The sequence below is a fragment of the Pseudomonas sp. 300 genome, assembly GCF_055803035.1.
On record NZ_JAVLRV010000002.1, the window covers coordinates 1,173,769 to 1,193,723 of the forward strand.

Consider the following 19,955-nt stretch of genomic DNA (forward strand, 5'->3'; position numbering starts at 1 on the left):
CAAAGGCGCGGCTTTTTTAATGAGGCCAGCGTCAGAAACTCGCTTTGACCGACACCATGAAGTTACGCGGGTCGCCGTAATAGTTGCCGAAACTCTCGGTACCGATGGTGGTGTAGTAGCGTTTGTCGAACAGGTTGTTGCCGTTCAACGCCACCGACCATGTGTCGTCGATGCGGTAGCCGATCCGACCGTTCCAGATTGCATAACCCGACTGAGTGATCTTGTCACCGGTGGCCGGAGAGACGCGGAAATTATCACTTTGCGCGTTGACGCCGGCACCAATGGTGAACTGCTCGAGAGCACCGCCCAGCGCGTAATCACCCCACATGCGCAACACGTGTCTCGGCACGTAACTGTTGAACGCGGCGCCGTTCAGGCTGGTGTCGATATCGTCCAGGGTTTTGGTCTGGGTGTAGGTGTAACCCGCGAGCAATTGCAATCGTTCGATCACTTCACCGCTGATTTCGGCCTCGAAGCCCTGAGCGCGCACTTTTCCTGCGTTGACATAGCAGTAGCCATCCGATGACGGGCAAGAGGAGTTGAAATCCGTCTGCGCCTGGTCCTTCTGGACGGTACGGAACAGGTTGAACGAGCTGTTCAGGCGACCGTCGAACCAGGCGCCCTTGATCCCCAATTCATAACTCTGTCCCACCAACGGTTTGAGGGCCGAACCATCTTCCGAACGGAAGTTGCCTTGCGGGGTAAAGATATCCGAGTAGCTGGCGTGAGCCGTCAGGTTCTCGTTCAAGTCCAGCAGCACGCCGGCAAACGGCGTCACCTGGCCTGTTTCCGTGGTGCTGGCGTGTTCCGAGGTGCCTGTATTGATGAAGTCGTAGTCGGTTTCCGAGTTGTACCAGCTCACACGACCGCCGACGACGAGGGTCAACGGATCCGCCAGTTTCAGGCGCAACGTCGAGTAAACACCTTTCTGTCTGGTCACGGAATTGACCGGCCCGCCGCGAGACGAGTTGTCGATGAAGTAGCTGTCGTCCGGTTCTGGAATGTGCTTGTCAGGGTTGAACACATTCTGTCGCTGCGGCAGAAACGCCACCGAGTAGAAATCGTCTTTTTTCGCACGGCTGGCGTTGAAACCCACCACCAATTCATGTTGTTGGCCGAACGCGTCGAACTTGCCGTCCACGTAGGCATCCAGGCCGTAATCGACCTGATCGTAGTCATACATACTGCCCAGCATGCCCGTGGTGTTGATGCCTGGGGTCACCGCGCCGGAGGCAAACGCATACTTGATGTCCTGGGTATTTTTTGTGTAAACGCTTGCGACCTTCAGGGACCAGTCTTCGTTGATCTGATGTTTCAGATCACTGAAGACGGTGGTGCGCTGGCTGCGCCAGGTATTCCAGGAGGGGTCGAGGCAGGTGGAGCGGCTGAGTTTCAGGTCACTGCGATCCCGATACCGCGGCAGACCGCCCCAGCAAGGATTGGCGTCGACATCTTCATAAGCCACGCCCAGCCCGAGTGCCGTGTCGGCGCTCACATCAAAATCGAGGGCGCCGTAATACACCTGATCCTTGCGATTGGCGTCGTCCACAAAGTAATGCCGGCTCTGCTCGGCGACCACGGCCCGACCGCGCACCGTGCCGGAGTCGTTCAGCGGTCCGCCGGTGTCGACCTGTCCGCGATAATTGTCCCAACTGCCACCGGACAGCGTGATGTCGGTATGCGGCGCGGTCTGGCCACGCTTGCGTACGAAATTCACTCCCCCGGCCGTGCCCCCCGAACCCTTCATCATTCCCGCGGCACCACGGAGGATTTCGACCCGGTCGTAATACGCCATGTCACCGCTGAAACTGTCGGCCTGAACATACAGGTTGCCCATATCCAGCGGCACGCCGTCGTACTGATACTGGCCCGACATGCGGAAGCCGCGCGAATAGAAATATTTGCCACCCATGGTCGAGTCGTAAACAGTAATGCCTGGCGTCTTTTCCATGACCTGTTCGATGGTATTGAGGTTCTGGTCATCGAGCATCTTGCGGGTCATCACCGTGACCGATTGCGGCGTTTCCTTGAGCGAGTGCTCGCTCTTGCCGATGGTCACCGCGCCCGTGGTATACGAGCCGCTGTTCTCGGTGGTCGCGCCCAGCATCTGCCCGTTGATGTTGGTCGCACCCAGTTCCAGCGCCGAACCGGCGGCCGGTACTGGCCGCAGCACGTACGTGCCGTTGGCTTGGGGTTCAGCTTGCAGACCGCTGCCGCCCAGAATTCGCGCGAACCCTTCACTGACACCGAACGTACCTTTGAGTCCGGGGGACTTCAACCCTTCGGTTTGTCGCGCATCAAAGGAAATGGCGGCGCCTGCCGCACTGGCGAAATGGCTGAGGACCTCGGTCAGACTGCCGCCGGCAATGTCGAAGGATTGAACCGAAGTTTGCTGTTGCGCCGCCATCGCCGCGACCGGCCATACGCACATCGACGTTGCCGCGATCAATCCGACGTTCACCGCAATCGCCAGGCGACCTGACGTGTAGACCCGAGACATGCTTACCCTCCCCCAAAGACCATCAATAAAAACTCACTGAGGGATGAGCCGAACGATGTGGTTGAAAAGTGCAAAAGATTGAAAATATTTTTTGTCGCCTCAGCCGGAAACATTGACCCAATAGCGGCTGAATCGGCTGATGCGCAGGGAAAAACCACTTTCCAGCGCAGCCAGCGCCAGGTCCGTGTTATCGATGGGGAACGCGCCGGACACCTTCAGATCGGCGATGCGCGGATCACAGCGCAGCACGCCAGTGCGGTAGCGCGACAGGTCGGTCAGCAACTCGGCCAACGGACGATTGATGGCGATGATACTGCCTCGCTGCCAGGCGCCCGTCGAAGCATCATTGCGTCGTACCGTCCCCAGAGAAGCGGGATTGAAACTGAGGGACTGGCCAGCCTCGAGGCGCACCTTCGAGCCACCGCCATATGAAGTCACCTCCACCGCTTTCTCAAGCACGGCCACCTCGCCCTCCTGATTCCCGGACCGGACGATAAACCGTGTGCCCAGCGCCAGCACCTCGCCATAGCGGGTGACCACCTTGAGTGGTCGCTGCAAAGGATCGACGGCGGTCGTGACAATCATTTCGCCCCACAACAGTTCCAGCACCCGTTGGCGCCCATCGAAACGCAGGTTGACCGAAGTATCGGTATTCAGCAGCAATGAACTGCCATCCGCCAAGCGGAACTGCCGGCGCTCCCCCACGGCGGTGCGGAAATCGGCAAACAGGTTCCGGGTTGTTTCGCTGCGCCATCCCAGCCAGCCCAGTGAACCGGACGAGGCCAGTACCACGACGCTCCGTAACACCTGTCGACGCGAGCTGTCAGCGCCGCGCAGGGCCGGCGAGGCCAGGGCGCCAGGCACGCGACTCATTTGCTCGCCGACGGCGGCCATGCGCTGCCAGGCTTGAGGGTGCGCAGGGTCGGCGAGCAGCCATTCGTTCCATGCCGCGCGATCGGAATCGGTCGCGACACCTGACTGTAACCGGGCATACCACTGGGCCGCGACGCTGATCGCTTTCAATTCGGCGGGTGAAAGACTCATGCCAGTTGCAACTGGATTTGCATCAGGCAGCAATGCTCCATGGCCTTGGCCATGTGATTGTTGACTGTGCGCACGCTGACGCTCAGGCGCTCAGCAATCTGCGGGTAGGTCAGGCCTTCGAACTGAGACAGGATGAACGTCTGTTTGACCTTCGGCCCCAACCCTTGCAGCAAACGATCGATTTCCATGAGGGCTTGCAGCAGGATCGCCTGTTCTTCCAGCGAAGGTTGTTGCCATTCGGGCATGGCCGCCAAGGCTTCCAGATACGACTGTTCCAGCGAACGCCGGCGGAACAGGTCAATCAACAAGCCCTTGGCGATCATCGACAGGTACGGCCGCGGCTCGCGTATCTCCAGCGCGTTGCGCGCCTTGATCACCCGGACGAAGGTGTCCTGTGCCAGATCCGCCGCATCGAAGGCGTTGCCCAAGCGCTTGCGCAGCCAGCCATTGAGCCAACTGTGGTGGTCGCAATACAGATCATTGACGGCGCTGCGCAGGGACAAATCGTGGGCGGACATGACAATGGAATAATTCTCTACTGATAATGAATCGCATTGTCATCGGTACGGGAGGTGATTGGCAATAGCTGTATTGCCCAACCCCCTCCTCCCCCCGAAGGGGTGACGGAGTCGTTAGCGTCAGAGATGCTTTCTTCGCTGAAGCGACCCTCATTCAACGTTTTTGAGAATCTCGAACGTCACTTGATCGGGATAGAACGCCACGTAATCTTTAATCTGTTCTACCGACACCTTGGGGTTTTCATAACTCCAGACCGCATTGGCCCCCTCATGCCCCGGGATCTGCAGGCTGAAATAGCTCGCGTCGCCCTTGTAAGGGCAATAGCTGGTGTGATCGGTGCGGGCAAAATACTGCTCGGCGATGTCCTCCCGCGGGACGTAATACACCGGAGGGTAATTGGCCTCCAGCAGCACCAGCGCGCGGGTGGACGCGGCCACCTGAATACCGTGAAACTTCACCAGCAGGCAGCCTGGCTGCTCGGCAATGGTGATGACAGGACTGGGACCGGAGCTTTTCATGAAATGCGTTCCTCGGGACGATGATAAACCTGTGGGAGCGTGCGAGCGGCGGTCCGACTTGCCCGCGATGGGTCGCGCAGCGGCCCCAAAACGTGAGAACACAACGTCAGGTATAACCCAGATTTTGCCATCACGACGGCTTCGCAGCCGAACGGGATCAAGTGCTTTATCCGTCCGAGGACCGGCTCACCGCTTCCCCATGCCTCGATATCACGCGTCATCGCCTCCAGCCGCTCGCGCACCAGCTGCAGCGCATCGCTACCGAGCAACAGGTGCGCAGGTGGCGCCTCACTGTCAATCAACATCAGCATGGCTCGCGCGGCTTTCACCGGATCTCCCAACTGTTTGCCGCTCTTGTTCTGCCGCGCGCTACGGATCGGGTCGAAAGTGGCATCGTATTCGGCAATGCTGCGTTCGGACCGATGCATTGAGCGCCCGGTCCAATCAGTGCGAAACGATCCCGGCGCAACGGCCGTGACCGCGATGCCGAATGGCTTGAGTTCCTTGCTCAAGGTGTCGGAAATCCCCTCCAGTACAAATTTGCTCCAGCAGTAACAGGCAATGCCAGGCATCGTAATGAAACCGCCCAGGGTCATTTCAAAGCGGTCACCCACACCTCGCCGATGCAGTACCTCAAGACCAGGCGCCTGCATCCAATGAATCGAAATGCACGAACTGTACATCCATACAGATAAAGATTGCTCCATTGCTCATCAGCCGCCATTCTGTGCACCTCCCGGCAGTTGATGAACGATGGTGGTTATGCGGTTGTACCTCTGTGAAAAACCTTCCCAGGCCAAAGACATTGCGGCCGTGCTCGGCGCCCGGCGGCGCGGCGACGGCTGCTGGCTGGGAACGGACGTCACGGTGACCTGGTGCATCGGCCATCTGCTGGAAACCGCTCCGCCGGATGCCTACGACGCGCGCTACAAACGCTGGGTGCTGGCGGACCTGCCGATCATTCCGGATAAATGGAAAATGACCGTCAAACCGCGCACCGCCAGCCAGTACAAGGCCGTCAAACGTCTGCTCGGCGAGGCCGATGAACTGGTGATTGCCACAGATGCCGACCGTGAGGGCGAAATGATCGCCCGGGAACTGGTGGAGCATTGCCGGTACCGTGGGCCGATCCAGCGGTTGTGGCTGTCGGCGCTGGACGATGCATCCATCCGCAAGGCATTGGCCGCGCTGAAACCGGGAGCGGAGACCTTCAGCCTTTATCATTCGGCATTGGGCCGCTCACGGGCCGACTGGCTGATCGGGATGAACATGAGCCGATTGTTCACGCTGCTGGGGCGCCAGTCCGGTTATCAAGGCGTCTTGCCGGTCGGTCGGGTACAAACGCCGACCCTGCGCCTGGTGGTGGACCGCGACCGCAGCATTGCCGATTTCGTCCCCGTGGCTTACTGGGCCATCGACGTGCGGTTGATGCACGATGGCACCGCGTTTACCGCACAGTGGCGTGCGCCGTCCGACGTTTGCGACGATCAGGATCGCTGCCTCGATCAGGCGCTCGCACAGCAGGCAGCGGCGGCGATTGGCAGTGCAGCGAGTGCCCGAGTGATCAAACTGCGTACCGAGCGCATGCGCGAAGTGGCGCCCTTGCCGTTCGATCTGGGCACCTTGCAGGAAGTCTGTTCGAAGAAACTCGGGCTCGGCGCTCAGGAAACCCTCGACATCGCCCAGGCACTCTACGAAACCCACAAAGTCATCACCTATCCTCGTAGCGACTGCGGTTACCTGCCGGTGAGTCAACACAGTGAAGCGCCCGGTATTCTTGCCGCCCTGCGCCAGGCAGACCCGGCGCTGAACGCCTTGCAGGACTACCTTGAACCGCAACGGCGTTCACGGGCCTGGAACGACGCCAAGGTCAGCGCTCACCACGGCATCATCCCCACGGCTGCGGCAAAAAACCTCGATCGACTGGTGGGCAAGCAGCGAGCGGTCTACACGCTGATCCGTGCGCGTTATCTGGCGCAGTTTCTACCCAATCACGAATACGACCGGACTCAAGCCGACTTCGACTGTGCCGGTGAAGCCTTGCGCGCAGTCGGCAAGCAGATCGTCGAACCAGGCTGGAAACGCGCCCTGCCCGAGGCCCTTGCTCCGGCCAAGGGCCGCGAAATACCGGCGCCGCAAACACTGCCAACGTTGAGCGAAGGCCGTGATTGTGCCGTGGCCGAGGTGAAGCTCAAGGACCTCTGGACGCAACCGCCCAAACCGTTCACCGAGGGTGATCTGATCAAGGCGATGAAAAACGTCGCCAAACTGGTGAAGGATCCACTGCTTAAACAAAAGCTCAAGGACACCACCGGGATTGGCACCGAGGCCACCCGCGCCTCGATCATTCAGGGCTTGCTCGACCGTGGTTACCTCATCAAGAACGGCAAGGCCCTGGCCGCCACCCCGGCTGCGTTCAGCCTGATCGACGCCGTGCCACGCGCGATTGCCGACCCCGGCACCACAGCGATCTGGGAGCAGGCACTGGACATGGTGCAGAGCGGCGAAATGAGTCTCGAGGAATTCGTCACAAAACAAGCGGCGTGGATGAGCAAGCAGGTTGCCCGCTGCTCCGGCCTGAGCCTGACCATCAGCGGGCCCGCAAGCCCGGCCGGGCGAGGTGCCACGCCCTGGAAAAACAAACGCAAACCGGCCAAGCGCAAGCCGTCTACCGGCGCCAAACGTGCAGCAAAACCGGCGAATAAAGCTTGATGGCACTTCGAATGGACCTTGATGGTCTAGTGTTCTTCAAACCCGGCTACAGCCCTGTTTCCTGAAAAGGCATCGACCATGATTATCGTGCATCACCTGAACAACTCGCGCTCCCAGCGCATTCTATGGCTGCTGGAAGAACTGGCCATCCCTTATGAACTGAAACTCTATCAACGCGACCCGAAGACCAACCTGGCTCCGCCGGAACTGAAATCGATCAACGCCCTGGGCAAATCGCCAGTCATTGAAGACGGCACGCAAAAGCTGATTGAGTCCGCCGCAATCATCGACTACCTGATTCGCCGCCATGGCGAGGGGCGCCTGCAACCCGACCCGTCCACCCCGGCCTACGATGAATACGTGCAGTGGCTGCATTTTGCCGAAGGCTCGGCCATGTTGCCGCTGATGTTGAACCTGTACGTCGGCCGTCTCGGTGAGGCCGGTGCGCCGCTGCATCCGCGGATCAACGCGGAAGTCGCCAACTACCTCGGCTATCTGAACACGGCATTGAGCCAGTCCGATTATCTGTTGGGCAATGAGTTCAGCGCCGCCGATATCCAGATGAGTTTTATTGGCGAAATCGCCCGCGCCCAAGGCAAGCTCGGCGACTACCCTCATGTAGCGGCCTGGATCGAGCGCTTTCAGGCGCGCCCGGCTTATCAAGCCGCACTCAAGAAAGGCGGCAAATACGACTTCGCGCCCCACTGATTGATCCCGCTCTGAACAGGAGCCAGTCCGCATGCCCTCGATAGAACTGCACGCCGCTCAGCGCGACGAACTGGAAACGCTTGAAAACCTCATGCAGTTCTATATGTACGACTTCAGTGAGTGGCTGCCGCTCAAACTCGGGGGGCACGGCTTCTTTCACATCCAGCCGCTTCAGGACTACTGGCGCAACCCCGCAACCCGCCCGTACCTGATCCACGTCGACGGGGAACTGGCCGGTTTCGTGACCGTAGATGGCAATACCCATCTGCCTGGGGCCCAGTACAACGTCGGCTACTTTTTTGTCAGCCGACGCTTTCGTGGCCAAGGCGTCGCGACGTTTGTCGTTTCTACCCTCTTGAGCCAACTGCCCGGTCAATGGCAGATTTTCCACATCGACGCCAACCCGCCTGCGCGGCTGTTCTGGGGCCGTGTGATACCTGATCTCACGGGGGGCGCGTTCTCCCGGCATCAGCAGCCGGTAGACGGTTATCCCTGCACCTTTTACCGCTTCCAAAGCACGCCGCCATCGTCCTGATTGGCGCTTTCCCCTGCGGCTTTCTAATTCCAAACCGCTTTGTCCGACAATATGTAGTGACTGAAAATAATCACTACAAAACCGTTGACGCCTCCGATTTGCCCTTGCATGATGCAGACATCTCCCCGATCGGGAGTACAGCAACATGTTTGAGCAAGCTCGTCTGACCGCCGAGCTGTTTTTCCCGGATACACGCTGCTCACAAGGCAGATTGAAGAAGCTGACCTGGCCCGAACGTCCAGAACAAGGACGAGAAGCGCTGGCGATCAATCCTCATGAAGCTTGTGGCCGACCCTGAAAACGTCGGCAGTGGCCTGAAGGTTTTCGCTGCTTCTCTTCGTTGTGACGCTATTGCGTAGCAGTTATTCAACACGACTACATGCAACAGACGCGGGACCCCGTCAATCTCGACGGCCGACCGCTGACGTCCTGGTTTCGGTGCCAGGGATCAACTAACCGATGGGCTACCTGTATTAGCGAATCAACTTTGAAAGATCACCAAATGGTCAAGGGGCATATTATGAATCTGAACAATCAACCTACTATCGATGAACTGGCTCGTATGTTCGCTGCGCAAAAAGACAGCCACGACAGCCACATTCTGTGGATCAGCAAATCGGGCCAGGTTCATATGGATTGCCTGTCGCCGCACGCCCATGAAGCCGAGTTCGACCAAAACAACCAGAACCTGTTGGCCCGACTGAAAATGTACCGTCGCGGCCAGGGTTATGTCGGCAAGAAAGCCGCAGCCGACAAGGACTTCATTGGTAGTGTTCTGCAAACGCTGAAGCAGGCCTGGGCCTCGATGCAGAACCAGAATGAAGTTCGGGTGATTGATCGGTTCTACTGATAAACCATCGCAACAAAAAAGGCCCCGCTCGAATAAACGAGCGGGGCCTTTTTGTTTGTCTCCAGTTTGCCAAACAAAGCTATTGTTAAGCGTATCCGCTGTTGGTCCCTGGAGACTTGCGATGAAAAACAAGCTGATATTTCCACTATTGATGGTTTTGACGAGTGCTGTTCAGGCAAACAGCGTCGCCGGTGTCCCCTCGTTCGCGGTCGAGTGCCCCGGCAAGTTTCTCGTCCAGGCGGATCAGGATGGACCGGTAATGATCAACAGCAAGGAAGCCGACACCAAAGTCATCAATGATCGCCACTTCGAAGCCAAAGGCGCCGGCATCACCCTGTCCATCGTCCTCGCCGATGATGACTCGGTGGCCGTGACCTCCACCGGCAAGGCCACCAACGGAGTGTGCCAGTCAGTGGATGACTGAGCTCGATGACTCGGCCATTCCCGACACCAGCTCCATAAACGCCACCGACGCCGCACTGTGGTAGTTGTTTTTACGCCGCAGCAGCGCGGCCCCGCGTTTGGGCGCCTCCCCCAGCAATGGAATCCTGCGCAACGCGCGGTCCTGAGTGGCGATGGGTTCCGGAAGGATGGTGGCGATAGCCGTGTGACGGATGACTTCTAGCAAGGTGCTGACCGAGTTCACCTCGATGGCCACTTTGGGCGTGATCCGCTGATCAGCAAAATACTCATCGATTCGGGTTCGGGTGACGAAATCCGTGGCCAACAAGGCAAATTCCAGCTGCGCCACCGCCTCAGCGGATAGCGCGGCCTGGCTTTGGTACAACGGATGATCCCGCCCCACCATCACCCCCAGGGTTTCGGTAAAGGCCGGGATCGATTCAATGTCGGCATTTCTGACCTCATTAAACGCAATGGCGATGTCCAGTGAGTCCTCCAGCAGCCCGGCCTCGATGTCGGCCATCGACAACTCGAAAATCTCCAGGTGAATATTCGGGTAACGCACCACGTAGTCGCGCACCAACGGCCCGACCAGATACGCCATGAACGTCGGCGTCATCGCCAATCGCAACGTCCCGCGGGACAAGTCCTTCACGTCATGCAGCGCCCGCTTGCCCGCCTCCAGTTCCACCAGCACCCGCCGGGCGCACTCGATGTAGGCCTCACCCGCATCGGTCGGCTTGACTGTGCGCGAGGTGCGGTCGAACAGGCTCACGCCGAGGGTTTCCTCCAGTTGGCGGATCTGTTGCGACAAAGTCGGCTGGGACACGTGCAATGCCTCGGCAGCACGGGTGAAGCCGCCGTGGTCGGCGACCGCGAGCAAGTAGCGCAAATGTCGGAGCAACATCAGGTTCAACCTATAGGCAGGGCTTATGCGAAGCATTGTATATCGATCTTGGACGCTATGAATCAATCGGCAGAAGATGGCTTCACACCCAAGCAATAGCCCACCCGATAGGAAAACCACCATGCAACAGTCCCACGCTTACAACGACCCGAGCCTGACCTTGACCACCTCGATCCTTGATGCCAAGACGCGTAAAAACCTGTCCTGGCAGGACCTGACCGATGGCACCGGCCTCGGTCTGGCTTACGTCACCGCCGCCCTGCTCGGTCAACACCCGCTGCCGGAAAGCGCCGCCAAAGTGATTGGCGAGAAACTCGATCTGGACGCCGACGCCGTGGCCCGCCTGCAAATCATTCCGCTGCGCGGCAGCCTCTCGGGTGTGCCGACCGACCCGACCATCTACCGCTTCTACGAAATGATCCAGATCTACGGCACCACCCTGAAAGCGCTGGTCCATGAACAATTCGGCGACGGCATCATCAGCGCGATCAACTTCAAACTCGACATGAAGAAAGTCGAAGACCCGGAAGGCGGCTCCCGCGCCGTGATCACCCTCGATGGCAAGTTCCTGCCATTGCGTCCTTTCTGAGTTGAACCCGGCCCGCACTCCGATGCGGGCCCGATCCTGAACCCGAATTGCTTGTTTGCTCACCACATTGGTCTGGAGGATGCCCCATGAAAAAAATTCTGTTGGTGCTGTCGTTGTTAGCGGGCGTGTCTGCCCAGGTTCAGGCCCAAGAAGCGGCGGCTACGTACGAGTACGGCATGAAACTGGATATCGCGCATGTCGTGAGCATCTCGCCGATTGCCAATGAATGCGGGGTTGTCCCCGTGGAAATGACGTACCAGGACTCCAAAGGCGTCACTCACATTCTGGATTACAGCGTGTTTGGCACCGGCTGCTCGAACTGACCCCCATCACTTGAAAGGAAATGCCCCATGAAAGCGCTCATCGACGTTTTTTTGAAGTTCCAGAAAGAAGCCTTCCCGCAACGGACCGACCTGTTCAAGCACCTGGCCACCACGCAACACCCCGGTACGCTGTTCATCACCTGCTCCGACAGTCGTGTGGTGCCGGAACTGCTGACCCAGCAAGAACCCGGTGAACTGTTCGTGATCCGTAACGCAGGCAATATTGTGCCCTCCTACAGCCCACATCCAGGCGGTGTCTCGGCAACGGTCGAATACGCGGTGGCCGTGCTGGGCGTTACCGACATCGTGATCTGCGGCCATTCCGATTGCGGCGCGATGACGGCCGTCGCCAGTTGCAAATGCATGGACCACCTGCCCGCCGTCAGCGGCTGGTTGCAACATGCGGAATCGGCGAAGGTCATCAACGAATCCCGGCCGCACGCCAGCGACGCGGCGAAAGTGAGTTCGATGGTGCGGGAAAACGTGATCGCGCAACTGGCTAACATTCAGACGCATCCGAGCGTGCGGCTGGCTCAGGAAAAAGGCCTGCTGAACCTGCATGGCTGGGTCTACGACATCGAAACCGGTTCGATCGATGCACTGGATGCCAACAGCCGCACGTTCGTGTCGCTGATCGAACATCCGACCACGTGCGCCGTTCACGGCAAAGCGGCTGAAGCGGCTTGATCCGTGCCCCTGAGGGTCATCGCCCTCAGCCGGCAGCGCGCAGCACATCAGCGTCAGCGCTAAATAGCCGCGAGGTGAAGATGCAGCGCGCCCGGTTCACGGGAACGCTGCACCCCGCTTCATTTGTCTTCCGGTTTGGCTGACGATGACGGCCGGATCTCCGGGCTTTCCTCGGCGTTCGGCGCTGCTGGAAAGCTCCCAGGCGTGAACACGTGAGTCAGCAATTCCCTGGCATCTATTTCATTGACACCACTCACCGTGCGGGCCAGCGCAACTGCCTGTTCACATTGCTTATGAGTGTTGACGCGACCACTCAATATCACCGTTCCGGCGAGGGTTTTGACGTGGACTTGCAGGCCAAGGCCCGGATCGGCCAACGCCATGGCCGACTTCACCCGGGCAGTCAGCCACGCGTCGTGCGCGGCCATTTCCAGTTGATGAGAGTAGTGCTCAAAGGATTGAAGTTTCATGGCGTACCCCTGTCTCAAGACGCAGTCACAGACACCCTTAATTATAGTGCGGTCCGCGCTTGAGGTCGGGAACTCAGCGTTTGACCGACAGATCGATCTGGGTCATGCGGCTGCGGATCGTGAACACGCCATCACCCGAGAGAATCGCGCTGCGGGCAAACAGACGCCCGCTCTCCCAGTTCGAAAGACCCAGTTCCGGTTTATTCAGCGCGTACTGCCCGTCGACCCAGCGGGTAATCCCGTTGCCGACAAAAGGCGCGTTGACCGCGTTGTAGAAGCGTTCATGGGCCTCGGCATTTTCACTGATCAGCGACACGGTGAATTGCGGGCTATAGCGATTGAACAAGGTGATGGCCTGGCTCAGGTCGTCGACGATCTTGAGGCTGACTTCCGGGGTTTCTTCCCACTCCCACTCGCGTCCCAATTGGTCTTCGGGCAGTGGCTCGGCCAACGCTTCGGTCTGGTAGCCGTCGGCGCGATAGACCTCGACGGTTGCGGTCCGCCAATGGCTCGGCAAATACGCTTCGCTGCCCTCGACGATGTGCAATTTGCAGCCCTCTTCCCGGGCGGTGCCGGCTTTTTGCAGGGCGTCCAGAAACAGCGGCACCAGTTCGGCGGCACGATCGCGGTGGATCAGGCAGACGTTCAGGGTGTTGCAGACTTTACGGTCCAGGGAATTGCGCACGACGGCGGCAAAACGCTTGGCGTCGGCGTCCTTGTCGGCGACCAGCCAGGCGCCGCCGGTGCCATGCAGGCTGACGGCAGTGCCGACCTGTTGCGCGATGCTGCCCAACTGACTGACCGCGCGCCCCGAACCCCGGGCGACCGCCAGTGACAGGCGCCGGTCGGCGAACATCGCCCAGCCGGCGGCGTGATTGACGCTTTCCACCAGCGACACCGCGCCCACCGGCAAACCGGCTTCACTCAATGCCGGATTCAACGCGTGGGTGACGATGGCTTGCGCCGTGCCCAAGGCATCGCTGCCAATGCGCAGCACCGCGGTGTTGCCGGTGCGCAACACGCCGGCGGCATCGGCGAAGACATTCGGCCGGCCCTCGAACACGAAGGCGACGATGCCCAACGGCGAAACCACCTGCTCGACTTTCCAGCCGTCATGCTCGACGCAACTGATCACTTTACCGCGCGTAGCAGAGGCATCGCGCCAGGCCCTGAGGCCAGCGATCATGTCGCGGCGCATGCGTTCATCGGCCAGCAACCGTGTGGTTGAGCGCCCACGTGACTTGGCCCATTCGATGTCGGCGCGGTTAGCAGCCTCAATCAAATCCCAGCAGTCCTGGTTTTCCAGGCGCAGGGCAAACAGGTCGAAAAACGCGCTGATCGCTTGGTCGGAAACAACGGACATCGCCGTAAACGCTGCTTCGGCCCGTTCGATCGCGACCGCCGCCGCTTTCTGGTCTGCCACGGGAATCAGCAGCAACTCGCCGCTGAGCTGCTCCACCAACAGGTGGTCCCCGGGCTGAAACCGCAAGGCCAGTTCGGGGCTGACCACAGTGACGCGGTTACCAGCGAAAGGGATTGGCGTGCCAGCGACTAGACGTTCGAGCGCAAGAGACATGAAGCGGTTTCACCATGCAGTGGGCGGTCGGAAAATGTATAGCAAATTTCCAGGAGCGTCATTAACCGGTGGGCATCCGGCTCCTTTCTGACCACGAACAGCAAAGGCAGTACACCGCGCCTCCTGTGGGAGCGAACCTGCTCGCGAATAACTCCCGGACCAGCGGTCAGAACACCGACCAGCCAATCCGCTGACTCAGCAACTCCAGGGCGGCCATGCCCGCAAGCGAGTTGCCGGCCGCGTTCAGTTCCGGCGACCAGACGCACACCGTGAACTGCCCCGGCACCACCGCGACGATCCCGCCGCCCACGCCGCTCTTGCCGGGCAAACCGACGCGATAGGCGAAGTTGCCCGCCTCGTCATAGAGCCCGCTGGTGGCCATGATCGAGTTGACTTGCTGGGTCTGGCGGGCGCTAAGGATCTGTTCGCCGCTGTGCTTGCAGAAGCCGTCGTTGGCCAGAAAGCAGAACGCCCGGGCCAGGTCCACGCAGCTCATGCGCAAGGCGCAGTGGCTGAAGTAGCTGCGCAGCACCGCTTCGACATCGTTGTGAAAGTTGCCGAAGGATTGCATCAGGTACGCCATGGCGGCGTTGCGCGCACGGTGCTGGTATTCGGACTCGGCGACCTTGCCGTCTACCATCACCTGCGGATTGCCCGACAGACGCCGGACGAAATCACGCATCGACAACGCCGGGGCGGCAAAGCGCGACTGGTTGATGTCGCAGATCACCAGCGCGCCGGCGTTGATGAACGGATTTCGCGGGCGCCCGCGCTCGAATTCCAGCTGCACCAGCGAGTTGAACGGCTGGCCGGAAGGTTCGTGCCCCAGGCGCTGCCAGATGGCTTCACCGGAATGCTCAATGGCCTGCACCAGGCTGAACACCTTGGAAATACTTTGCACCGAGAACGGCGTGTGGGCGTCGCCGGCGCAAAACAATTCGCCGTCATTGCCATACACGGCGATGCCCAGTTGATTGGCCGGCACGGTGCCGAGGGCGGGAATGTAATCAGCCACCTTGCCCTGACCGATCAGGGGCCGGACTGCGTCAAGGATCTCGTTCAACAGCGCTTGCATGCCGGGTTCCGAAGTCTCGCCCCATGGGATTGCGGGGACACTGACGCTAGACGCTGTCGGTCGGCAGCGAATCACAGATGCCTGAGCACAATCTTATAAACTCCACGCCCCCTGTGGGAGCGACGGTGCCTGTGTATCAGCATGTATACAGAGCCGCCCTTGAAACACCCCGGCCATAAAACCCCACCCCGACGACACATCGCAGATACACCCGATTGATGAAATGTGCCTGTCGATTGGCTCAGCCGATCAAAGCGCTCAACTCACTCAATGCAACGGAGTATCACCATGTTCAAGCTCTCGACTGCTTCCCTGACCCTCGGCCTGATCATTGCGGGCGGCTTGGCCCTGTCCAACGTCGCATCGGCCTCCGAGTCCGAAGCGTTCAGCATGAAGCAACTGGCCCACGGCTACAGCCAGGTTCAGGCCGACACCGCGGAAAAACCGGCTGAAGGCAAATGCGGCGAAGGTAAGTGCGGCGCTGGCGAGTAACCCTTGCGCGGGGCCACGAGCCCCGCATCCCTGACTGAACGGAGACCACGTCCATGAACTCTGCAATCTCGTCGGCTGTGAAAGGCCTGCACCTGAATCTCGACCGTGCCGGTAGCTGGCTCGCTCCTCTGACCTTACGGCTGTTCATCGCCTGGGAATTTTTCGAGTCCGGCCTGGAAAAATGGAACGGCGAAAACTGGTTCGCTGATATCCAGGATCGTTTCCCGTTTCCCTTCGACCAAGTGCCGGCCACGCTGAACTGGGAACTGTCGATGTGGGCCGAACTGATTTGCGCCCTCGCCATCCTCGTCGGGCTTGGTACGCGGATTTCGGCCGTCGTGCTGATCGTGGTGACCATCGTCGCGACGGCTGCCGTTCACTGGCCGGCCGATTGGTCTACATTGAGTGAGCTTGCTCAAGGCTACTCCATCAGCAACAAGGGCTACGGCAACTTCAAGCTGCCGCTGATCTACCTCGCCGCCCTGCTGCCGCTGTTGCTCTCGGGTCCCGGCAAGCTCAGTCTCGATACGTTGCTGGCTCGATTCTTCTGGCGTCGCAACCACCGCTGAGGCGCCGGCGTTTCGATAACGACCGCGCCCGCACCCACATGGCCCAGGGCATTTATGATTTCTACGGTTATGGCGCACTGGTCTCGGTGTTCGGCTACCATCTGTTTCCCGACTTCATTGGCGGGCAGAATGAGGATTCGCGCCGCCAAGGCATCGAGAACTCGAAACGAGTGCTGTGCGAACTGATGAAGATCAAAGGCACCGATCCGGACATCGCCGGCCTCGAACCGAGCATCGGCGACTTTTACCTGGCACCGGGTTGCGCCTACATCGCGATGACCCCGGATGCGCCTCAGGTATTTGCCGTGGACGGCTTCAACAGCTGGTGGAAACGGATGCAGGCGCTCAGAAGCTTTAAAGCCACACAGCCGCAGTAAGCTACCCTCCAACTCACTTGCGAAGACAGGAGCCACCATGAGCGTGACCACCCAATGGATCGAAATCGACAGCGCTGAAGGTAAATTCGGCGCTTACCTGGCGATTCCGCATACCCAGAAAGGCCCGGGGATCGTGCTGATCCAGGAGATCTTCGGTGTGAATGAACACATCCGCTCGGTCGCCGAGCAATACGCCGCCGACGGCTACCTGGTCATTGCACCGGACCTGTTCTGGCGCAGCGGCCCGCGCATCGAACTGACCTACGACGAAGCCGGCTGGAAACGCGCCGTCGAATTGATGAATGCCACCGATGTCGGCAAAGCACAGAAAGACATCGAACTGGCCATCGACGCCCTGAAAGCACAGCCGGGTCTGGATGGCGGCATTGCCTCCATCGGTTACTGCTTCGGCGGCTTGCTCTCGTACCACACCGCCGCCAATGGGCTGGTGGACGTGGCGATCGCCTATTACGGCGGCGGCATCCAGAACCAACTGGACCGCGCCGACGAAATAGAAGTGCCGCTGCTGATGCACTTCGGCGAACAGGACAGCCACATTTCGCTGGACGACGTGGAGAAAATCGCCGAGCGTTTCGACACTAACGATAACGTGGAAATCGTGGTTTACCCGGAAGCCGAGCACGGCTTCAACTGCTCGCATCGCGACAGCTACAACCAGCGCGCAGCCGTTGAAGCCCATGGCAATACCTTGATCTTTTTGGGTATGGAACTCTAAGGCCGGCACGCGTTTCGCAGGAGCCAGGCTTGCTGGCGAGGGTGTCCTCGAATACGCCATTGCCAGCAAGTCGGATCGCCGCACCGCGCGGCTGACCCTCTCATCAAGCCCAGTCAATCTGCATTGGCCGGGCTTTTTAATGGCTATCGCGAAGGATCAGCCGGTGCAGCCGTTCAGCGAGGTCGATGGAACGTCTATTTCCAGTGAATGATTTTTGCAGCACCGCTTATTCAAGGCAAAAAAAATCCCAGGCAGCTGATGGACGCCCGGGATTTAAAAATGCATAAACCGTGGTGGTGAACGCGGGGCGGATATTACGGAATATTTCATCGTGTAACAAGATATTTTGACTCACTATCCGGTTACTAATACTTCCAAGTCCTTAAATATCCACACTTTTTTTATGGTCGAGTGACGATAAGCGGTCAACTACAGGTACCAGCGATATTCACGCGCGTTGATGTCCTGCATAAATGCCAAATGGTCCTGACGCTTGTTTTCGCAGTACACGTTTACAAACTCCGCACCCAATCCTTCGCGCAACGGCGGGTTGTGTTGCATGGACTGAACGGCCTCCAGCATCTCCAACGGGAAGTTGATGCCACTGCTGCGGTCTTCATTGAGCGGCGCGATCGGTTGACGACCGGCTTCGAGTCCTTGTTCCAACCCGACCAGAATCGCCGCCAACACCAGATAAGGGTTGGCATCGGCGCCGGCGAGGCGATGTTCGATGCGCAGATTCCTGGCGTCCGACTCAGGAACCCGCAGGCAGGCGTCCCGATCTTCGAAGCCCCAACTGGCACGCGTCGCGACATTCACGGTGCCGCTCAAGCGACGCAGCGCGTTGTGATTCGGCGCGAAGATCGGCATGCAATGCGGCAACAATTCCAGGCAACCGGCCACGGCATGGCGCAGCGGTTGTTGGTCATTGGCTGCCAACAGATTGTTGCCCGCCTCGTCGTACAGGCTCACATGAACATGCATGCCGCTGCCGGGATGTTGCAAGTAAGGCTTGGCCATGAAACTGGCGCGGTAGTTGTGCTTGAGCGCCACGCCGCGTGTGCTGCGGCAGAACAGCGCCGCCCAGTCGGCTGCCCGCAGGCCGTCATCCAGGTGACCGAAGTTGATCTCGAACTGACCCGGTCCCAGCTCGGCAGTGATCACTGTGGTGTCGATGCCTTGCGCCCGTGCCGTCTCGACCATGTCATCGAGCACCGGCGCAAACCGCGACAGCCGCTCGATGTGCATGTTCGGCTGATCGTCCGCATCGTCGGTCAACGGATCGCGCGCAAACTGTGGCAAGCCGTCACGTAACTGGCGATCGAACAGATAGAACTCCAGCTCGAAGGCCACCACCGGAAAAATCCCTTTGCGAGCGAGGCGGTCAAGAACCTGCGCCAGTACTTCCCGTGGTTCGAAGACGATGGGTTTTTCAGTGCCGCTGGAGGTGATCAACATCTGCCCCATCGGCTGTTTTTCCCAGTCGACGATTTTCAGCGTGCCTGGCACCAACCGACGGGGCGCATCCGGGTCGCCGTCGTTGAAACAGTAGTCGCCGATTTTGAACAGTCCACCTTGAGTTCCAAGCAATACACAATTCTGCGGCAGCTTGAGCGCACTGCCGGCGGCGACCTTTTCGAGCATCTCGATTGGATAGCGCTTGCCGTAGAAATGCCCGGGAATGTCCAGGGCAATCAGGTCCACGTAGCGCACATCCGGGAAGCGCTGGCGAAACGCGCGAACTTCAGCAACCAGATCAGAGCAGACAGCATCCATCATGTTGTTCCTTGTTGTTTTATCAGGTGTAAACCCAGAGCACCCGGGTGAGCTGATCGGTGAGATTGCCGTAGCGGCAATGGGCATGGCTGGCGAGCTGAAAGCTGTCTCCGGCCCCCAGGGTGACCGGTTGATCGTCACCCAGCCAAAGCGTCAGTTGCCCTTCCAGGACATAACCGCCCTGCTCCGAGCTGTCGTTCATGTGCCGGTCACCGCTGCTGGCGCCGGGTTCGAGCCGGCTTTCGAGCATCGAGAACGAGGCGCGCATTTTCGGCGAGACCAGGATGTCGGTGATGCCGTCGGCGTAATACAGCGTGCGGCGCTCATCCGGCCGGGTCACCCATGGCAAGGCCATGGGTTTGGGCAGGCTGTAGAAATAGGTGGTCGGCACGCCAAGGGTTTCGCTGATGGCGGTCAAATCCGCCACGGTCGGACGTGACAATCCACGCTCGACTTGCGAGAGGAATCCGACGGAGCGACCGATTTTGTCCGCCAGTTCCTTGAGCGTGTATTTTTTGTGTTTGCGCAGGTCCTGAATCAGGATCGCCAGCGCCGAAATCTCTTCTTGCATGTCCATCTGAAAGCTTCCA

23 protein-coding genes and 1 pseudogene are annotated in these 19,955 nt (G+C 59.4%); 13 read left to right on the forward strand and 11 right to left on the reverse strand.

Annotation, left to right across the window (positions count from 1 at the left end; genetic code table 11):
- Window positions 1–31: 31 nt before the first annotated feature.
- From Q7W83_RS11870 to Q7W83_RS11890, 5 genes and pseudogenes are all read right to left on the reverse strand, one after another.
- Window positions 32–2,500 carry a TonB-dependent siderophore receptor gene (locus tag Q7W83_RS11870; protein WP_473656121.1) on the reverse strand — a complete coding sequence of 823 codons (2,469 nt, stop codon included), beginning with the start codon at window positions 2,498–2,500 and terminating at the stop codon, window positions 32–34.
- Window positions 2,501–2,599: 99 nt separating this feature from the next.
- Entirely contained in the window at window positions 2,600–3,544 is a 945-nt protein-coding gene (locus Q7W83_RS11875; protein ID WP_150632817.1) for a FecR domain-containing protein, read from the reverse strand.
- Complete coding sequence (locus tag Q7W83_RS11880; protein WP_473656122.1) at window positions 3,541–4,062, reverse strand: sigma-70 family RNA polymerase sigma factor; 522 nt, start codon at window positions 4,060–4,062, stop codon at window positions 3,541–3,543. The genes Q7W83_RS11875 and Q7W83_RS11880 overlap by 4 nt, the downstream gene beginning before the upstream one ends.
- 150 nt (window positions 4,063–4,212) lie before the next feature.
- Window positions 4,213–4,581 carry a DUF427 domain-containing protein gene (locus Q7W83_RS11885; RefSeq protein ID WP_150632819.1) on the reverse strand — a complete coding sequence of 123 codons (369 nt, stop codon included), beginning with the start codon at window positions 4,579–4,581 and terminating at the stop codon, window positions 4,213–4,215.
- Between the two features lie 166 nt (window positions 4,582–4,747).
- Window positions 4,748–5,174, reverse strand: a pseudogene (locus Q7W83_RS11890) (SDR family NAD(P)-dependent oxidoreductase); the annotation flags it as partial.
- Window positions 5,175–5,343: 169 nt separating this feature from the next.
- Here Q7W83_RS11890 and Q7W83_RS11895 point away from each other — a divergent pair.
- From Q7W83_RS11895 to Q7W83_RS11920, 6 genes are all read left to right on the forward strand, one after another.
- Window positions 5,344–7,293: a DNA topoisomerase III gene (locus tag Q7W83_RS11895; RefSeq protein ID WP_473656123.1), complete on the forward strand. Its 1,950-nt coding sequence runs from the start codon at window positions 5,344–5,346 to the stop codon at window positions 7,291–7,293.
- Window positions 7,294–7,371: 78 nt separating this feature from the next.
- On the forward strand, window positions 7,372–8,001 hold the full coding sequence (locus Q7W83_RS11900; RefSeq protein ID WP_150632821.1) for a glutathione S-transferase family protein: 630 nt from the start codon (window positions 7,372–7,374) through the stop codon (window positions 7,999–8,001).
- Window positions 8,002–8,032: 31 nt separating this feature from the next.
- On the forward strand, window positions 8,033–8,536 hold the full coding sequence (locus Q7W83_RS11905; RefSeq protein WP_473656124.1) for a GNAT family N-acetyltransferase: 504 nt from the start codon (window positions 8,033–8,035) through the stop codon (window positions 8,534–8,536).
- Between the two features lie 145 nt (window positions 8,537–8,681).
- On the forward strand, window positions 8,682–8,834 hold the full coding sequence (locus Q7W83_RS11910) for a hypothetical protein (RefSeq protein ID WP_191623717.1): 153 nt from the start codon (window positions 8,682–8,684) through the stop codon (window positions 8,832–8,834).
- A 222-nt stretch (window positions 8,835–9,056) separates the two neighbouring features.
- A complete protein-coding gene (locus Q7W83_RS11915; RefSeq protein ID WP_150632824.1) occupies window positions 9,057–9,386 on the forward strand; it encodes a hypothetical protein in 330 nt (109 codons plus the stop codon).
- Between the two features lie 121 nt (window positions 9,387–9,507).
- Window positions 9,508–9,810, forward strand: a complete 303-nt coding sequence (locus Q7W83_RS11920; RefSeq protein WP_473656125.1) for a hypothetical protein — start codon at window positions 9,508–9,510, stop codon at window positions 9,808–9,810.
- Here the strand turns inward: Q7W83_RS11920 and cynR are convergent.
- The gene (gene cynR / locus Q7W83_RS11925; RefSeq protein WP_458377529.1) at window positions 9,796–10,695 is read right to left on the reverse strand and encodes a transcriptional regulator CynR; all 900 of its coding nucleotides are present in this window, start codon (window positions 10,693–10,695) and stop codon (window positions 9,796–9,798) included. The genes Q7W83_RS11920 and cynR overlap by 15 nt on opposite strands.
- Window positions 10,696–10,816: 121 nt before the next feature.
- Between cynR and cynS the strand changes: the two genes are divergently transcribed.
- The 3 genes from cynS (at window position 10,817) to Q7W83_RS11940 (ending at window position 12,294) form a co-directional block, all read left to right on the forward strand.
- Window positions 10,817–11,284: a cyanase gene (gene cynS / locus Q7W83_RS11930; RefSeq protein ID WP_473656126.1), complete on the forward strand. Its 468-nt coding sequence runs from the start codon at window positions 10,817–10,819 to the stop codon at window positions 11,282–11,284.
- Window positions 11,285–11,370: 86 nt separating this feature from the next.
- Window positions 11,371–11,607, forward strand: a complete 237-nt coding sequence (locus tag Q7W83_RS11935; protein WP_150632828.1) for a DUF2790 domain-containing protein — start codon at window positions 11,371–11,373, stop codon at window positions 11,605–11,607.
- Window positions 11,608–11,634: 27 nt separating this feature from the next.
- Window positions 11,635–12,294: a carbonic anhydrase gene (locus Q7W83_RS11940; protein ID WP_473656127.1), complete on the forward strand. Its 660-nt coding sequence runs from the start codon at window positions 11,635–11,637 to the stop codon at window positions 12,292–12,294.
- Window positions 12,295–12,413: 119 nt separating this feature from the next.
- Here Q7W83_RS11940 and Q7W83_RS11945 read toward each other — a convergent pair whose 3' ends face one another.
- The 3 genes from Q7W83_RS11945 to glsB all read right to left on the reverse strand — a co-directional run bounded on the left by Q7W83_RS11945 (window position 12,414) and on the right by glsB (window position 15,415).
- Window positions 12,414–12,764, reverse strand: a complete 351-nt coding sequence (locus Q7W83_RS11945) for a BON domain-containing protein (RefSeq protein ID WP_150632830.1) — start codon at window positions 12,762–12,764, stop codon at window positions 12,414–12,416.
- Between the two features lie 73 nt (window positions 12,765–12,837).
- Window positions 12,838–14,340 (reverse strand): aldehyde dehydrogenase family protein, encoded by a 1,503-nt coding sequence (locus Q7W83_RS11950; RefSeq protein ID WP_150632831.1) that lies wholly within the window; start codon window positions 14,338–14,340, stop codon window positions 12,838–12,840.
- A 166-nt stretch (window positions 14,341–14,506) separates the two neighbouring features.
- Window positions 14,507–15,415: a glutaminase B gene (glsB, locus tag Q7W83_RS11955; protein WP_150636210.1), complete on the reverse strand. Its 909-nt coding sequence runs from the start codon at window positions 15,413–15,415 to the stop codon at window positions 14,507–14,509.
- A gap of 288 nt (window positions 15,416–15,703) precedes the next feature.
- Between glsB and Q7W83_RS11960 the strand changes: the two genes are divergently transcribed.
- Genes Q7W83_RS11960 through Q7W83_RS11975 form a run of 4 tightly spaced genes read left to right on the forward strand, consistent with a single transcriptional unit; the run spans window position 15,704 to window position 17,589 of the window.
- Complete coding sequence (locus Q7W83_RS11960; RefSeq protein ID WP_150632833.1) at window positions 15,704–15,907, forward strand: HvfA family oxazolone/thioamide-modified RiPP metallophore; 204 nt, start codon at window positions 15,704–15,706, stop codon at window positions 15,905–15,907.
- A gap of 53 nt (window positions 15,908–15,960) precedes the next feature.
- On the forward strand, window positions 15,961–16,476 hold the full coding sequence (locus tag Q7W83_RS11965) for an HvfX family Cu-binding RiPP maturation protein (RefSeq protein ID WP_150632834.1): 516 nt from the start codon (window positions 15,961–15,963) through the stop codon (window positions 16,474–16,476).
- A gap of 38 nt (window positions 16,477–16,514) precedes the next feature.
- Window positions 16,515–16,853, forward strand: a complete 339-nt coding sequence (locus tag Q7W83_RS11970; RefSeq protein ID WP_473656128.1) for a hypothetical protein — start codon at window positions 16,515–16,517, stop codon at window positions 16,851–16,853.
- A 37-nt stretch (window positions 16,854–16,890) separates the two neighbouring features.
- Entirely contained in the window at window positions 16,891–17,589 is a 699-nt protein-coding gene (locus tag Q7W83_RS11975; protein ID WP_473656129.1) for a dienelactone hydrolase family protein, read from the forward strand.
- Between the two features lie 429 nt (window positions 17,590–18,018).
- Here Q7W83_RS11975 and Q7W83_RS11980 read toward each other — a convergent pair whose 3' ends face one another.
- Together Q7W83_RS11980 and Q7W83_RS11985 are read right to left on the reverse strand one after the other, a co-directional pair.
- Window positions 18,019–19,365 (reverse strand): glutamine synthetase family protein, encoded by a 1,347-nt coding sequence (locus Q7W83_RS11980; protein WP_473657614.1) that lies wholly within the window; start codon window positions 19,363–19,365, stop codon window positions 18,019–18,021.
- Window positions 19,366–19,387: 22 nt separating this feature from the next.
- A complete protein-coding gene (locus Q7W83_RS11985) occupies window positions 19,388–19,942 on the reverse strand; it encodes a helix-turn-helix domain-containing protein (protein WP_150632837.1) in 555 nt (184 codons plus the stop codon).
- Window positions 19,943–19,955: the final 13 nt, after the last annotated feature.